Origin of the sequence: Couchioplanes caeruleus (assembly GCF_003751945.1) — a bacterium.
Taxonomy (GTDB): Bacteria; Actinomycetota; Actinomycetes; order Mycobacteriales; family Micromonosporaceae; genus Actinoplanes; species Actinoplanes caeruleus.
In genome coordinates this window covers 954,541-969,529 of sequence record NZ_RJKL01000001.1, presented here as the reverse complement: position 1 = coordinate 969,529, position 14,989 = coordinate 954,541, and the positions used below count along the sequence as shown (strand labels likewise).

14 protein-coding genes and 1 pseudogene are annotated in these 14,989 nt (G+C 70.3%); 7 read left to right on the top strand and 8 right to left on the bottom strand.

The window, feature by feature from the left end; all coding sequences use genetic code 11:
- Positions 1-6 precede the first annotated feature (6 nt).
- On the top strand, positions 7-543 hold the full coding sequence (locus EDD30_RS04560; protein WP_244945110.1) for a TadE family protein: 537 nt from the start codon (positions 7-9) through the stop codon (positions 541-543).
- Between the two features lie 2 nt (positions 544-545).
- Here EDD30_RS04560 and EDD30_RS04555 read toward each other — a convergent pair whose 3' ends face one another.
- Complete coding sequence (locus tag EDD30_RS04555) at positions 546-1,445, bottom strand: class I SAM-dependent methyltransferase (protein WP_280526125.1); 900 nt, start codon at positions 1,443-1,445, stop codon at positions 546-548.
- A gap of 319 nt (positions 1,446-1,764) precedes the next feature.
- Between EDD30_RS04555 and EDD30_RS04550 the strand changes: the two genes are divergently transcribed.
- Complete coding sequence (locus tag EDD30_RS04550; protein WP_244945108.1) at positions 1,765-4,347, top strand: acyltransferase family protein; 2,583 nt, start codon at positions 1,765-1,767, stop codon at positions 4,345-4,347.
- 70 nt (positions 4,348-4,417) lie between these two features.
- Here the strand turns inward: EDD30_RS04550 and EDD30_RS04545 are convergent, their stop codons facing one another.
- The 6 genes and pseudogenes from EDD30_RS04545 to EDD30_RS04525 all read right to left on the bottom strand — a co-directional run bounded on the left by EDD30_RS04545 (position 4,418) and on the right by EDD30_RS04525 (position 8,207).
- Positions 4,418-4,957 (bottom strand): SUKH-4 family immunity protein, encoded by a 540-nt coding sequence (locus EDD30_RS04545; protein ID WP_071806522.1) that lies wholly within the window; start codon positions 4,955-4,957, stop codon positions 4,418-4,420.
- Positions 4,958-4,959: 2 nt separating this feature from the next.
- The gene (locus EDD30_RS38730; protein ID WP_170047372.1) at positions 4,960-5,130 is read right to left on the bottom strand and encodes a hypothetical protein; all 171 of its coding nucleotides are present in this window, start codon (positions 5,128-5,130) and stop codon (positions 4,960-4,962) included.
- Positions 5,127-5,531 (bottom strand): hypothetical protein, encoded by a 405-nt coding sequence (locus tag EDD30_RS38150; protein ID WP_143162760.1) that lies wholly within the window; start codon positions 5,529-5,531, stop codon positions 5,127-5,129. The genes EDD30_RS38730 and EDD30_RS38150 overlap by 4 nt, the downstream gene beginning before the upstream one ends.
- Positions 5,532-5,570: 39 nt before the next feature.
- Positions 5,571-6,437 (bottom strand): annotated as a pseudogene (locus EDD30_RS04535) (IS5 family transposase); the annotation flags it as partial.
- A 117-nt stretch (positions 6,438-6,554) separates the two neighbouring features.
- Positions 6,555-7,199, bottom strand: coding sequence for a hypothetical protein (locus tag EDD30_RS04530; RefSeq protein WP_143162759.1), 645 nt, complete (start codon positions 7,197-7,199; stop codon positions 6,555-6,557).
- 87 nt (positions 7,200-7,286) lie between these two features.
- Positions 7,287-8,207: a tetratricopeptide repeat protein gene (locus tag EDD30_RS04525; RefSeq protein ID WP_071806519.1), complete on the bottom strand. Its 921-nt coding sequence runs from the start codon at positions 8,205-8,207 to the stop codon at positions 7,287-7,289.
- 175 nt (positions 8,208-8,382) lie between these two features.
- On the opposite strand from EDD30_RS04525, the gene EDD30_RS04520 reads away from it, so the two are divergent.
- The 3 genes from EDD30_RS04520 to EDD30_RS04510 are packed head-to-tail and all read left to right on the top strand — an operon-like array spanning position 8,383 to position 11,540.
- Positions 8,383-9,423, top strand: coding sequence for a Bug family tripartite tricarboxylate transporter substrate binding protein (locus EDD30_RS04520; protein ID WP_084556540.1), 1,041 nt, complete (start codon positions 8,383-8,385; stop codon positions 9,421-9,423).
- On the top strand, positions 9,424-9,996 hold the full coding sequence (locus EDD30_RS04515) for a tripartite tricarboxylate transporter TctB family protein (RefSeq protein ID WP_071806518.1): 573 nt from the start codon (positions 9,424-9,426) through the stop codon (positions 9,994-9,996).
- Positions 9,993-11,540 (top strand): tripartite tricarboxylate transporter permease, encoded by a 1,548-nt coding sequence (locus tag EDD30_RS04510; protein ID WP_071806517.1) that lies wholly within the window; start codon positions 9,993-9,995, stop codon positions 11,538-11,540. Before EDD30_RS04515 ends, EDD30_RS04510 begins: the two co-directional genes overlap by 4 nt.
- Positions 11,541-11,627: 87 nt before the next feature.
- Here the strand turns inward: EDD30_RS04510 and EDD30_RS04505 are convergent, their stop codons facing one another.
- Complete coding sequence (locus EDD30_RS04505; RefSeq protein WP_244945107.1) at positions 11,628-12,560, bottom strand: Bug family tripartite tricarboxylate transporter substrate binding protein; 933 nt, start codon at positions 12,558-12,560, stop codon at positions 11,628-11,630.
- Positions 12,561-12,726: 166 nt separating this feature from the next.
- On the opposite strand from EDD30_RS04505, the gene EDD30_RS04500 reads away from it, so the two are divergent.
- Positions 12,727-14,286, top strand: coding sequence for a sensor histidine kinase (locus EDD30_RS04500; RefSeq protein ID WP_211277844.1), 1,560 nt, complete (start codon positions 12,727-12,729; stop codon positions 14,284-14,286).
- A complete protein-coding gene (locus EDD30_RS04495; protein WP_071806515.1) occupies positions 14,283-14,957 on the top strand; it encodes a response regulator in 675 nt (224 codons plus the stop codon). The genes EDD30_RS04500 and EDD30_RS04495 overlap by 4 nt, the downstream gene beginning before the upstream one ends.
- Positions 14,958-14,989 lie beyond the last annotated feature (32 nt).

The following is a 14,989-nucleotide window of genomic DNA, read 5'->3' as shown; positions in this document are numbered from 1 at the left end:
ACTGCCATGCCCACGGTGACCCTGCCCCGAGACCGCCGTGCCGCGCGCCCCTCCTCCCCGGCGCGCGGCACGGCCGGGCGGCTGCGTGCCCGCTGGCGGCGCGTGGCCGCCCGCCCCGACGCGGGCGGCGCCACGGCCGAGCTGGTCATCGCCATGCCGCTACTGCTGCTCATCGTCATGTTCGTCATCCAGGCCGGAGTGTGGCTGCACGCCGGCCACGTCGCGCAGGCCGCCGCGACCCGGGCGGCGAGCACGGCCGCCGCCTACCAGTCCAGCGCCGGAGCCGGACAGGGCGCAGGCAACGACACCCTCGCCGCCATCGGCGACGGGGTGCTCAAGAGCCCACAGGTGTCGGTCACCCGCACCGCCACCGAGGTCCGCGTCGAGATCACCGGCACCGCCGCCGCCGTCGTCCCGGGCGTGTACTGGCGCGTGCGCGCCGTGGTGGTGCGACCGGTCGAGCGGTGGACCGACGTCTCCCGTGAGTTTACGAATTCTGAAGGATTGTTAGACGGGAACCGAAGCGGTGGGGGTGGCTGGTGACGCTAGCCGGACACCTCGGTTCGCGAACCGGAGCACGGTCGACATTGGGTTGCCGTGTGAGCCAGGGTCAGTTGGGTCAGGTATCGCTTGCTGATCTGGCCGCCGTGGTCTCGGTTGATGAGGTTGGCGATGCAGGCAAGGAGGCCCTCGCGTGCTGGTTCAGCCAGCGCGCGGTGGCCGGAGTAGGTCATGAGCAGGTCGAGGTATTGCTTGGTGGTGTAGGTCTGCTCCCACTCATAGCGGCGGAATTGTGCCGAGCCGAAGCGTTGAGACCGCTCGAATTCGGTCGGGTCGTCGGGGATGTCTGCGGCCGGCGTTTGGCGCAGTCCTGGAGGAGTCTTGGGGTCGAAGCGTTCGTAGCACTCCTGCACGTCCGCGAAGAAGCTTTCCGTGCCGCCGGCGACGTGTTCTGTGGATACCACGGCAAGTGTGCCGCCTGGGCGGAGCACGTCCGCCGACTTGCCGACGCGGATATCCGGATCAATCCAGTGAAACGCGGTCGCCGACAGGATCAGGTCGAACGGGGTGGCCGGTGGTATCCAGTCCTCGAATGGGGACACCTCGACGGTCACGTTCGGGAATGTTTGCAGGTTACGTCGAGCCACGGCTGCCATCTCGGGGCTGAGTTCCACGGCGACGATGGTGCAACCGAGCTGGGCCAGTGGCGCGGTGGCTTGGCCGATGCCGCATCCGATTTCCAGCACCCGAGACTGCCGGGTCAGGCCGCCGAGCACTGCCAAGTCCTTGAAGAGCTGAGCTGGATAGCCCGGCCGTGTGCGGTCGTAGAGTTCGGCGTGGGCTGACCTTCGGGTCCCTTCAGCGGGACAGCTCCGTACGCCGCACGAGTCATCACCACCGACGGACGGCGCCGCTGCCAGGTGAGCGGCAGGTTGCTTCGCCACGGCCAAACGCCCGAACCACCGAAGCCATCCGCGCGATCCTGCCGACCACCCGGCCCGCCGGGTGAGCCATCCGGCGCCCGCCGCGCGACGATGAGATCAAGGCCACCGGCCAAGAGCAGCGTACGGGGCGGCTGATCTGCCCTACTGGTCGGTACGATCCTCCCTCCCTCCGTGGAGCGGGTCAGCGCTGCGGGGATCATCGCGAAGGCAGGTCATGTCGGTAATCCACGACTCTCTTGTTCCCTCGCGCGCTTCCGAGGTTTCGGCCGCGGCTGGGCAAGCGCGCGCACACTCCGGCTTCCGGCCCGACATCGAGGGCATGCGCGCCATCGCCGTGACCCTCGTGGTCCTGTCGCACGCCGGCATGGCGACCCTGGCCGGCGGATACGTGGGCGTCGACGTCTTCTTTGTGATCTCCGGCTTCCTGATCACGACGCTCCTCCTGAAGGAGCTGGACCGCACCGGCACCATCTCGCTGAGTGACTTCTACGCGCGCCGGGCGGTCCGGCTGCTGCCCGCGTCGGCGCTGGTCCTGGTCGCCACGTTAGCGGGCGCCTGGTTCTGGCTGCCGTCGACCCGGTTCCACTCGATCAGTCTGGACGGCCTCTTCGCGACGTTCTACGGCATCAACTGGCGCCTCGCCGACGAGGGCGTCGACTACCTCAACGCCGATGCCGCGCCGTCACCGTTGCAGCACTTCTGGTCACTGGCCGTAGAGGAACAGTTCTATCTCGTCTGGCCTCTGCTCATGCTGGTCTACGCCGCGATCTGGGCCCGCCGACGCGCGAAGAACGCCCCGGAGACGACTCCGGCACGGCAGACCACGGGCTCCGCGTCCGTCCGGCCCGGTGGTCCGATGCCCATGCAGCAGCGGAGTGCGGGCTCCGCGCAGGTCCGGCCGGGTGGTCCGGTTCCGGCGCAGCAGGCTTGGGGCTACGGGTCTGCCCGGCCCGGTGGTCCGATGCCCATGCAGCAGCGGAGTGCGGGCTCCGCGCAGGTCCGGCCGGGTGGTCCGGTTCCGGCGCAGCAGGCTTGGGGCTACGGGTCTGCCCGGCCCGGTGGTCCGATGCCCATGCCGCAGCGGAGTGCGGGCTCCGCGCAGGTCCGGCCGGGTGGTCCGGTTCCGGCGCAGCAGGCTTGGGGCTACGGGTCTGCCCGGCCCGGTGGTCCGATGCCCATGCCGCAGCGGAGTGCGGGCTCCGCGCAGGTCCGGCCGGGTGGCCCGATGCCGGCTCAGCAGGCCAGAGGCCACGGAATGCCCAGGTACGCGACCGGCGAGCCGCGCAAGGAGGTCGTGGCGCCGGTCGTCGACAAGACCCCGGAGAGGAAGCCCGCGACCCGGGTCCCCCTCACCCTGGCGCTGATCGCGGTCGCCGGGATCTCGCTGGCCGCGTCCGTGACGCAGACGAAGTCGGCGGCGCCGTGGGCGTACTTCGGTGCGCACACCCGGGCCTGGGAACTGGCGGTGGGCGCGCTCGTGGCCGTCGCCGCATCCCGGCTCGCCCGGCTGCCCGGCCCGCTCGCCGCCCTGCTCACCTGGGCCGGCCTGGCTGCCGTGATCACGTCGGCATTCCACTACGACGAGAACACGGCGTTCCCCGGCACGGCCGCCCTGCTGCCGGTCCTCGGTTCCGCGGCGATCATCGCGGCCGGCTGCGCGTCGCCGCGGGGCAGCGTCGCCGTGGTGCTGCGGGCGTGGCCGTTCCAGCTGATCGGGCGGTACTCCTACAGCTGGTACCTGTGGCACTGGCCGGTGCTGATGATCGGTCCGGCCGCGCTGGGCCGCGAGCCGTCGCTGCGCCTGGGCCTGGCGCTCTCCGCCGCCTCGCTGGTGGTCGCCGTCCTGTCGTACCACCTGGTGGAGAACCCCGCCCGGAACGGACCGTGGATCAAGGCGCGGGCCCGGCGCGGCATCGCCGTCGGGCTCGTCCTGTCGACCGCCACGGCCGGAGTCGCCCTGGGTGCGGGCCAGTTCACGCCGCCCGTCGAGACCGGTGAGGCGGTCGAGGACCCTACCAGCCTGCTCGCCAAGGCGGCCGATCCCCAGGCGGTCCTGCAGACGCTTCTCGCCGAGTCCGCCAAGCGGACGAGGCTACCGTCGAACGTGCGGCCCGCGCCGCAGTCCGCGGCGACCGACCAGCCGGTGATCTACAAGGATCAGTGCCACCTCGAATACGAGGTCGTCACCCCGGACGGTCCGTGCCTGTACGGCGACCCGGACGGCAAGAAGAGCATCTTCCTGCTCGGTGACTCGCACGCCGCCCACTGGTTCCCGGCGGTCGACGCGATCGCCAAGAAGCGTGGCCTCCAGCTGTACTCCCGCACCAAGAGCGCCTGCCCGGCCTCGTCGGTGCTGGTCTTCAACAGGGTGCTGAAACGTCCCTACCGGGAATGCGCCGAATGGCGGGAGAAGGTCCTCGACGAGATCGCAGCGAAACGCCCGACGTTCGTGGTGCTCTCCTCGAACGGCGGCAACTTCGACGGCCTGGTCTCGCCGGACAACAAACTGCTGGACAAGTCGAACTGGGACAAGCTCTGGTTGGCCGGTTGGATCAAGACGGTGGACCGGATCAAGAAGGCCGGCTCCGTGCCCGTGCTGCTGCTGGACACGCCGTGGCCGCCCAACTCGACGCCGGAGTGCATGGTGACCAACCCGTCCGCGGTGGACAAGTGCTCCGCCCGGGTCGCCGAAGCGTTCTACGAACCGGTCCGCCGCAAGGCGGTCGCGGCGAAGGCCGCCTCCCTGGGCGCCAAGGTGATCGACTCTCAGGGCTGGTTCTGCACCGCCGAAGTCTGCCCGGCGGTGATCGGCAACCTGCTGGTGTGGAAGGACGGCAGCCACATCAGCACGGCGTACTCCGCGGCGCTGACGCCGCTGCTGAACGCCAGCCTGCCGAAGTGACCAGGTCGCCCTGAGCCGAGTTTTCCGAGAGCTCACGGGCGGCGGACCGAAGGGTCGCATACGGGCTCCACTAAGGGTTTGCGAGCAATTGCGCGAAGGCGGCGGACCACCAGGATTCGGGGTCCTCGAACGCGTCGGGGTCGAGATCATGCAGGTCGCGGCGTAGCGTGGCGGCCTGGTCGGCGCGGGCGCTGCCGCCGGGGTCGGTTTGGATGAGTTCGTCGAGGCGGTAGAGGAACTCGATGAAGTGGGCGAAGGAGGTGTTGACCAGTTCGTATCCGGGGTGCTCGGGGTCGAGGTCGAGCAGCATGATGGCGCCGGTTGCCGGGTTGAGGCAGAACAGCATGTCGGGGTCGGAGGGGACGCAGCCGATGACGATGAGGCTGGTGGGCTGGTCGTCGCTGAGTTGCAGGTTCAATAGGCTGAACAGCTCAAGATCGGGTGCGGTGACCGCGACGGTGAACAGGATCGGTACTTCGGTGGGGATGGCCCCGTCGGGTGGGAACGCTTCGGGGCCGACCTGGATGCGGGACAGGAAGCGGTCGAGCGGGAAGTAGATGATGCGGCGTGCGCCCCATTGTGCGAGCAGTTGGCCGTGGGTGACGGGCAACGTCAGTCCTCCGCGTCGTCGTCCTGGGCCCAGCCGAGCTCCACGAGCAGTCTTGCCCATTGGTTGTCGGTGGCGCAGATGTCGAGGTAGCCGTCGCCGAGCAGGTAGTCGGTCATGAACGTGGTGACGTCGTCGGTGAGTTTCTCGAACTCGGTGCTGTCGAGCCAGGTCACGCCGGTGTCTGGGAACCACCAGACTTCTCCGGTCTCGTTGTGGATGAGTAGGGTTCGTCGTTGAGGGTTGCGAACCGAGTCCAGACGGGCGGGTCGGCGACGGCTTCCACGCCTTCGAGCGAGAAGTGCTGCTGTTGTGCAAGCTCGGCGTGGGAGTAGACGACGATTTCGCCGCCGCGAGGCCCGTCGCTGAGCGGGAGGACGGCGGCCAGTCCGGGGGGAAGGTTGTTGTCGTCGTGCGGCCGGCCTGGTGGGAACTTGCCGAACTTGATGCCGTCGGGGCGCGCGGCGAGCTCGGTGCGGGCGTGTTCGACGCGCCTTTGCAGCTCACGATCGATCACCTCTATGCGGATGGGGGTGCCGTCTTCCAGTTTCGCTATTTGCGGGCGTATCTGGCGCATCCCGATGTCTTCATTGGTGGGCCCGTGCAGGAATCTGAGTGAGTGTTTGAGAGGGCTGTTATCCGGGCGTGCTGAACGTCCGGCGGGTTTGCCGGGTGGCGGGCCGTCCGCGGTCGAGGCGGCGGACCATGGTGTTGATCGCTGCCCAGCGGATCAGGGCTTCGGAGACCTCGGGATCACGTTCGTAGTCGCGGGCCAGGCGGCGGTGCGCGGTGAGCCAGGCGAGGCTGCGTTCGACCACCCACCGTTTGGGGTGCCCGACGAACCCTTGCTGGTCGACGGGCTTGCGGACGATCTCGACGGTGGTCTTGAGCGTCTCGGCGGCCCAGTCGACCAGTCGGCCGGCGAAGCCCTGATCAGCGAACACATGCCGGATCGGCGAGGTCAGGTAGGTGCTGAGCAGCGTCGTTCTCGCGCCATCGCGGTCCTGCCAGGACGCCGACATCACGCACACCACGACGAGCAGGCCGAGGGTGTCGGTGACGATGAACCGCTTGCGGCCGTTGATCTTCTTCCCGGCGTCGTAGCCGCGGCTGTCTCGCCCGACGGTGTCGGCGGCCTTGACCGACTGCGAGTCCATGACCCCGCCGACGGCTCGGGCTCGCGCCCCTCGGCGATCCGCAGCTGCTCGCGTAGTTCCTCCAGGATCCGTTCGGTGACCTGGCGTTTCTCCCACTGTTGGAGCTGCCAGTACACGGTCTGCCAGGGCGGGAAGTCGACCGGTAGCTGCCGCCACGAACAGCCGCTACGCACCACGTAGAGGATCGCGTCCACGATTGCCCGGCGTGGATGCTTCGGGATCCGGCCCGGTTCCTTGATCAGGGGGAGCATCGGCTCCACGATCTCCCACTGCTCATCGGTCAAGTCCGACGGATACCTCCGCTCACGCTCCACCGAAACAGAGTCACGCTGCCTCGACCACCGCCGCGGACACGCCGTGCGACACCGCTCTCAAACACTCACTCAGAGACGCAGGCCGGCACGAGACGCGAGCTCAACTGGTTTGATCCACGGTCTCCTCGGCTAGCCGACGCCGTTCAGATCGTAGAGGCGGGTGACGGTGGTACCGGCCTCGGAGTGCATGGCGACCAGCCGGGTGTCCGTCCACCGCCCCACTCCGCTCAGGTGTGGCCCGGCGACCTGCGCAGTGTCGCAGGCGTACCCGTCGAACGGCGCGAACCGGTATCCCTCGAGGCGCAGCTCGGCGACCGGGCGCAGCGGGTCCGGGCTGAGCAGCAGCAGGTGCTCCTCCCGGGTGAACGCCGCGAGGTGGCCGCCGGCGAGGTAGAACGTGTTGAAGTACCAGGTGTCGTCCGCGTCGTCGGTGTCGGCCGCCGCGCTCATCGTGAGCCGTCCGGTCGGTGTCTGCGTCGCGAGGTCGACGGTGACCAGCTCGCTGGGATAGCCGTCGAGTACCGCCGCGTACTCCAGGCCGTCGCCGCGGACGTCGGTGAGCAGCGTGTCCGGGCCGGGCTCGCCGGCCACGACGGCGGCGCCGTCCCACCGCGGCCAGCTCAGGTACGCGCCGTCGCTGTCGGCGAGCAGGCCGAGCACTCCGATCCGGTCGGCGAGCGGGTCGGGGATGATGGTGTAGCAGGCCTGGTTGGTGCTAGGCGCGCGTACGGTGACCGCGCTGGCCAGCGTCCAGCGGGCGGGATCGATCGCCACCACCCGGTCCGTGCCGGGCACCTCCGTCGGCGTTACCGCCCACAGCAGACCGCCGCCCGACGTCCACGCGCAGGCGTACCGGTAGCGTCACTGCTCCATCCCGCCCCGGGCGGGTGCCCCATCGCCGAGCACCTCGGCGGCGCGGCCGTGCAGCGCCGGGTCGCGCGCCACCGCGGCGTCGAGGCTGCGTCGGGCCTGCTGGTGCTGTCCGTCCGCCGCGTAGGCCCGCGCCAGTTCGTAGTGGCCGGCGCCGCTGTCGGGGTTCAGGTCGCAGGCGGCCTGCAGCTGCGCGATTTCCCCGGCCGCGTCGCCCACCTGCCGGTACGCCAACGCCCGTTCGTGCCGGAACCACGCCGTCTGCGGGAACCGTGTCACCGCCGCGTCGAGGTGCCGGGACAGCTCCTGGTGCGCCGCCGGGAACGACACCCAAGGGGCGATCCCGGCGACTCGGCTCGCGCGTTCCACGGACTGCGCCGCGTGCGCCAGCATCGCTAGTACACGTGCCTTGCCGGCCCAGGCGCCGGCGTCGCCGGCGTCCAGCGCGAGGGCTTGGTCGTAGGCGGCCACTGCCTGCCGGAGTCGTCCGTCCGGCCTTTCGTCGACGTGTCCGTCTGCGGGCAGCGCGGCCAGCGCGTCGCCCAGCTCCCGATGGGCGCCGTGGTCGCCGGGCCGCAGGGCGGTCACCCGCGCGTAGTCCTCGATCGCCCCGTCCTGGTCGCCTTGGCGGGCCCGCAGGATCGCCCGGCAGCGCCAGGCAGGGACGAGCTCGGCGTCCAGCGCGAGCGCCCGGTCGAAGGAGGCACGCGCCTCGTCCGCGCGGCCGAGATCGGTGAGGGCGATGCCCCGGTTCACCCAGGCAGGCGCGAACGCGTCGTCGATGGCGAGGCTGCGGTCCAGCTCGGCGAGGGCTCCGGCCGGGTCGCCGTGGCGCAGCCGGGTGGTGCCGGCGTCGTACAGCGCCCGTGCACCGGACGCGACCGTCCGGTCCGCGTCGTCGTCGTTCGGCATGCGCGGAAGGTTAGCCGACGCCCGTCACCGTCGGAACACTGCGCACGACCAGAAAGGCCACAACGAACACCGTGACCGTAAGCGTGACGGCGGGACGGTCCGGCCGCAGCATCGGCGCAACACATCCCTAACGGCGCGGTAATGCGCCGATCTGAGGAGGACCGCCGTGCGGACCATGGACATACTCTCGCCGACCGCTCGGCGGTCGAGCCGGATTCTCGCGGCCTCGGCGGCGGCGCTGCTCGTCGCAACCGCCGCCGGCTGCCAGAAGGACACCGCCGGCAGCAGCAATACGGCCGGTGGCGAGGTCAGGTACCCGACGAAGACACTGCAGCTGATGGTGCCGGCCGCGCCGGGCGGCGGATGGGACCTGACCGCACGCACCATGCAGAAGGCCATGACCGACGGCAAGCTGCTCGACAAGGGTGTCGAGGTCTCCAACGTGACGGGCGCGGCGGGCACCATCGGCCTGGCCCAACTCGTCGCCAAGCACCGGGGCGACCCGCATCGTCTGATGGTCATGGGACTCGTGATGGTCGGCGGCGTGGTGGCCAACAAGTCGCCGGTCAAGCTCGACCAGGTCACGCCGATCGCCACGCTGACCGCCGAGCAGGAGGTCATCGTCGTACCGGCGAAGTCCAAGTACACGACGCTCAAGCAGCTGATGGACGACGCCAAGGCGAACCCGGCCTCGGTCAACTGGGGTGGCGGCTCGGCCGGCGGCACTGACCAGATCCTGGTCGGACTGCTCGCCAAGGCGGCCGGCGCCGACCCCAAGGCGATGAAGTACGTCGCGTACTCCGGCGGCGGTGAGGCGAAGGCGGCACTGCTCGCCGGCGACCTCACCGCGGCGGTCTCCGGGCAGAGCGAGTTCAAGGACCTGGTCGCCGCGGGCAAGGTCAGGGCCCTGGCCGTCTCCGGCGCCACCGGTGTCGACGTGGGCGGCGGCAAGCCCGCGCCGACCATCAAGGAGCAGGGGTTCGACGTCGAGCTGATGAACTGGCGCGGAGTCGTGGCACCCCCCGGCATCAGCGCCGCCGACAAGACCGCGGTCACCGCTTTCATCGACAAGCTGCACTCGTCCCCGGGCTGGACCTCGGCGATGCAGGCGCAGGGCTGGGAAGACTTCTACAAGAGCGGTGATGAGGCGGCCACCTTCTTCACGAGCGAGAACGAGCGCATCACGACCGTCCTGACCGACATCGGGCTGGGCTAAATGCGGCCACCTTCCGAGCCGGTGGGGCGGCCCGCCACGGGCCGTCCCACCGGCATCTCCGCCCACGCCCTCCTCGCCGGCGTCCTGCTCGTCGCCGGCCTTCTCCTGCTCTGGTCGGCGGTGACGGCCGAGGGTGACTTCGGCCTGCAAGGCCCGCGGCTCGCGCCGGTCGTCGTGACCGTCGCGTGGGTGGCCGTCGCCGGCGTCTACCTCGTCATGCAGCTCCGACCGCGGCCGCAGTCGCGGCTGATGCCCGAGACCGCCGGCGAAGCGTCCGCGGACTCCGCCGAGGAGAGCGGCCCGGAGGCCGAGGTAACGCCCGAGGAGCAGCACAAGCCCGGTTGGTGGGCTCCGGCCGGCGTCCTGGCCGCCCTGGTGGGCTTTGCCGTCGCGCTGGAGTACGCCGGTTTCGTCGTCTCCGCCGCGCTGTTCACCGTAGCCACCGCGCGGGTGCTCGGCAGCCGCAACCTGGTCCGTGACCTCATCGTCGCCGTGCTGCTGCCGATCGCCGTCTACCTGGGCTTCACCCGGTTCCTCGACATCTTCCTACCCGCGGGGGTGTTTCCGCTGTGAACGTCTTCGGTGATCTGCTCGCCGGCTTCGGCACAGTGCTCACTGTCGAATATCTGCTGTACGCGGCGATCGGCGTCACCCTCGGCACCTTCGTCGGCGTGCTGCCCGGCATCGGCCCCGCGCTGACCATCGCCCTGCTGCTGCCCGTCACGTTCAGCCTGGACGATCCGATCGGCACGTTCATCATGTTCGCCGGCATCTACTACGGCGCCATGTACGGCGGGTCGACCACGTCCATCCTGCTGAACACGCCGGGTGAGTCCTCGTCCGTGGCGACCGCCATCGAGGGTTATCAGATGGCCCGTCGCGGCCGTGCCAAGGCGGCCCTCGCGACGGCGGCGATCGGATCGTTCGTCGCGGGCACGATCTCCACGTTGCTGCTGAGCCTGTTCGCCCAGCCGGTGGCGAAACTGGCCACCACGTTCCGGGCCGCCGACTACTTCGCGCTGGCGCTGCTGGCCATGGTCGCGGTCACGGCCCTGGTCGGCCGTTCCCTCGTACGCGGAATGATGTCTCTGATCTTCGGTCTCTTCCTCGGTCTCGTCGGGATCGACGGGCTGACCGGTCAGGCTCGGTTCACCTTCGGCACGATGGAACTGCTGGAGGGCATCGACATCGTGGTGGTGATCGTCGGGCTCTTCGCGATCGGTGAGACGCTGCACGTGGCCAGCCGGATGCGCAGCCTGCCCGAGCACGTGACGCCCCTGGAACCCGGCTCGTCCGGGCGGGGCTGGCTGAGCCGCGACGACTTGCGCCGCTCGTGGGCGCCGTGGCTGCGCGGCACCGCGGTCGGTTTTCCCTTCGGCGCCCTGCCCTCCGGCGGAGCGGACGTCCCCACGTTCCTGTCCTACACCTACGAGAAGCACCGCTCGAAGAACCGTGCCCAGTTCGGCAAGGGCGCGATCGAGGGCGTCGCCGGCCCGGAGGCGGCCAACAACGCGGCCTTCTCCGGCGTCCTCGTGCCGCTGCTGACCCTCGGCATCCCGACGTCCGCGACCGCCGCCGTCATGCTGGCCGCGTTCCAGATCTTCAACCTGCAGCCCGGCCCGCAGCTCTTCGACCGCTCACCCGAACTGGTCTGGGCGCTGATCGCCTCGCTCTACGTCGGCAATGTGCTGCTGCTGGCCTTGAACCTCCCGCTCATCCGGGTCTGGGTCAAGGTCCTGCAGATTCCCCGGCCCATCCTGTACGCGGGCATCCTCGTCTTCGCCACCCTCGGCGTGTACGCCGCCACCGGCAGCGTCAACCAGGTCTTCATCGCGTACGGCGTGGGGGTGATCGGTTTCGGGATGCGCCACTTCGACTTTCCGATCGCGCCGGTCATCCTCGGGCTGATCCTCGGGCCGATGATGGAACTCCAGTTTCGCCGGGCGCTCGTGCTCTCCGACGGCGACCTGACGGTCTTCGTGAGCCGTCCGCTCACCGCGATCCTGCTGGCCCTGGTCGTGGTGGCGCTGCTGGTGCCGTACCTGCCGCGGATCGTGGCGCGGCTGCGGGGGAGGCCAGCCGTGGCCGAGCGGCTGACGTTCGCCGAGGACGATTGATCCCACCTTCTCTTGGCTTCGGTCTTCCGCTGCGGGGGACTCAGGCTCTTGGCTTCGGTCTTCCGTTGCGGGCAGGCACAGCCGCGCTCAGGCCTGGGCGGTGACGCCGAGCCGGTTCAGGACGCCAGCCACCCGGCTACGCTCGTCCGCCATGAACCGGGCGAAGGCGTCACCGCCCAGGTAGGCGTCGGTCCAGCCGAAGCGGGCGCGCGCGTCGGCCCAGTCCGGCGACGCGTCGAGCGCCGCGATCACCGCCCGGATCGCCTCCGCGTCCGGCGCGGACAGGCCGGGCGGGGCGACGATCCCACGCCAGTTGTTGACGACGATGTCGAAGCCGACCGAGCGTACGGTCGGTGCCGCGACCTGGTCGACCGGGCGTTCGCTGGTCACGGCGAGCGCCCGCAGCTGACCCGACCTGATCTGGTCGGCGTACTCGCTCAGCCCGGACATCGCGAACTCCACCTCGCGGCCGAGGATGGCCGCGAGCAGGTCGCCGCCGCCGTCGTGCCGGGTGTACGCGACGCGGGCGGGGGACAGGCCGACCGACTCGGCGAGCAGCATGGTGGCCAGGTGGTCCGGTCCGCCGACCGACGAGCCGCCCCCGGCCCGTACGCCGGCCGGGTCGGCGCGCCACCCGTCGATCAGCTCGTCCAGCGAGCTGTACGGCGAGTCGCGGCGGACGACGAGGATCGCCGGCTCCTGGACGAGGCGCGCGACGGGCGTGGTGCCCGCCAGGGTCGCCGGCGTACCGGCCGCGAGTTCGGCGCCCACCAGCCCCAGCCCCATCAGCATCACCAGGCGGCCGTTGCCGTGCTCGTACGCGAGGCGCCGCAGCCCGACCACCCCGCTGCCGCCGGGCAGGTTGAACACCTCCACGCCGCGGGCGATGCCGGCCGCGTCCAGCGTGCGGGCCAGAACCCGGGCGGTGATGTCATACCCACTACCGGGCGGATTCGGCACCATCACCCGCAGATCGGACAGATCGCCATCGGTGGCGGCGCAGCCCTGCAAAACGGCCACCAGTGCACCGCCCAGCGCGCCTGTGAGCATCGTCCGCCGCCGCAATCCGCACCTCCTTCGTACCGCATCTTGCGCCGTTGCGGCGAATGACGCCAGATCGGTCTTGCTTCCGCGGCGCCGACGCACTTTGCTGTGGACGCGCACGCCACCGACCAGGAGGTGCACCGTGAGGCAGCGTCTGTCGCTGGCCGGCCAGCTGTTGATCCTGCAGCTGGCCATCGTGCTGCTGGTCGTCTGTGCCGTCGCCGCGGTGTCGATCACCGAGTCGGACGCCGCCTTCCGCCGTGTCGAGGGTGAGCGGCTGAGGTCCGTCGGCGAGAACACGGCGATCAACCGGACCGTGCGGCTCGGCCTGGGCAACCCGCTCGGCCGCGAGGCCCTGGAGACGGTCGCGGAGAGCGCCCGAGCTGTGTCCGGTGCGTCGTACGTCATGGTCACCGACGCTGCCGGCACGATCGTGACCGGCCCGGACGCGGGCCGCGCGGCCCCGATGGGCGACAGCCCGGGGCTCACCGGCCGGTCCTGGGTGGGCGTCAGCTCGGAGGGCGGCAAGTCACTGACCGCGCACGTGCCGGTCCTCGACGAGCGGGACGGCCGTTTCATGGGTCTGATCATCGTCGGTCGCACCTATCCCACCCTGATCGACCAGCTCGCGGCCGCCCTGGCGAATCTGCTCACCTATCTCGTGCTCGGCACGGTGCTGGGAGCCGGCGGCTCGCTCCTGCTGGCCCGGCGGGTCAAACGGCAGACACTCGGCCTGGAACCCGGGGAGATCGTCGGCCTGGTCGAGCACCGCGAGGCGATGCTGCACGGCATCAAGGAAGGCGTCATCGGCACCGATTCCGCGCACCGCGTCACCCTCGCCAATGACGAGGCCATCCGGCTGCTCGGCATGCCGGCCGACGCGGTCGGCCGTCCGCTGCACGACCAGGGCCTGGAACCGGCGCTGCTGGACGTGCTCACCGGTCGTTCGGAGGGCGTCGACCAGGTGGTGCTCAGCGACGACCGGGTCGTCGTGCTGAATCGGCAGCCGGTGGTCATGCGCGACCGCGCGGTCGGGTCGGTGACCACGCTGCGCGACCGCACAGAGCTGACCGCCCTGCGCCGCGAACTGGACGTCAGCAGGAACACCACCGACACGCTGCGGGCACAGGCGCACGAGTTCGTCAACCGTCTGCACACCATCGCCGGCCTGGTCGAGCTCGGCGAGCACGACGAGGTGGTCCGCTACATCAACCGCACCAGCGAGCTGCACGAGAGCCTCGACCGCGAGGTGACCCGGGTCGTCCGGGACACCGCGCTGGCCGCGCTGCTGATCGCCAAGGCGAGCCTCGCCGGCGAGCAGGGCGTCACGCTGGCCATCGGCGACGGCACCGACCTGCCGCCGGTCAGCGATCGGCTCTCCAGCGACCTTGTCACCGTGGTGGGCAATCTGGTCGACAACGCCTTCGACGCGGTCGATGCGGGCGGACGCATCACGGTGACCGTGCGGGCGGGGGAAGGTGAGGTGTTGGTGACGGTCACCGACACGGGCCCCGGCGTCGACCCCGAGTTGGCCGGCAGGGTCTTCCAGCAGGGCTACAGCACCAAGGACGAGGCGCACGGCCATCACGGGCTCGGGCTGGCGATGATCCGGCTGATCTGCGTGCACCGCGGCGGCACAGTGCAGGTGTCCGGCTCGACGTTCACGGCCCGTCTTCCGTACGAGCTCGAGGCGATCTCGTGATCCGGGTGCTCGTCGTCGACGACGACTTCATGGTGGCCCGGGTGCACCGCGGCTTCGTGGACCGGGTGCCGGGATTCCAGACGGTCGGGGTCGTGCATACCGGCGCCGACGCGCTGGCCCAGGTGGAAGCCTTGCGGCCGGATCTGGTGCTGCTGGACATCTACCTGCCGGACTTCAGCGGTCTGGAGGTGCTGCGGCGGCTACGGGAAGGCGGCGACGGCGACGGCCCCGATGTGCTGGCGGTGACCGCCGCCCGGGACGTGTCGACGGTACGGTCGGCCCTGCACGGCGGCGTCGTGCACTACGTGCTGAAGCCGTTCACCTTCGACGTGCTCCGCGACCGGCTGGAACGCTACGCCGCGGCGTACGGTCGGCTGGCCGAGACGACGGACGTGGAGCAAGCCGACGTGGACAATTTGTTCGTGGCGCTGCGGACGACGTCCGCCCCGCTGCCCAAGGGGTTGACGGCGGACACGTCCGCACTGATCGCCGCGGCGATGCGAGCCTGCGACGGCGACCTCTCCGCGAGCGAGTGCGCCGAACGGATCGGCCTGTCCCGGGTCAGCACGCGCCGATACCTCGAGCACTTCGTCACCGCGGGCAAGGCCGAGGTCCGGCTCCGGTACGGCTCGGCCGGGCGACCGCAGCGTCGCTACCGCTGGGCCGGCTGACCCTGCCACCGTCGCCGGCGGCTACAGCAACC

Excerpts from the sequence above, each read along its gene's own strand:
- EDD30_RS04560 (WP_244945110.1), top strand. The coding sequence starts at position 7 with ATGCCCACGGTGACCCTGCCCCGAGACCGCCGTGCCGCGCGCCCCTCC.
- EDD30_RS04550 (WP_244945108.1), top strand. The coding sequence starts at position 1,765 with ATGCGCGCCATCGCCGTGACCCTCGTGGTCCTGTCGCACGCCGGCATG.
- EDD30_RS38150 (WP_143162760.1), bottom strand. The coding sequence starts at position 5,531 with ATGCGCCAGATACGCCCGCAAATAGCGAAACTGGAAGACGGCACCCCC.
- EDD30_RS04525 (WP_071806519.1), bottom strand. The coding sequence starts at position 8,207 with ATGCCGAACGACGACGACGCGGACCGGACGGTCGCGTCCGGTGCACGG.
- EDD30_RS04520 (WP_084556540.1), top strand. The coding sequence starts at position 8,383 with ATGGACATACTCTCGCCGACCGCTCGGCGGTCGAGCCGGATTCTCGCG.
- EDD30_RS04515 (WP_071806518.1), top strand. The coding sequence starts at position 9,424 with ATGCGGCCACCTTCCGAGCCGGTGGGGCGGCCCGCCACGGGCCGTCCC.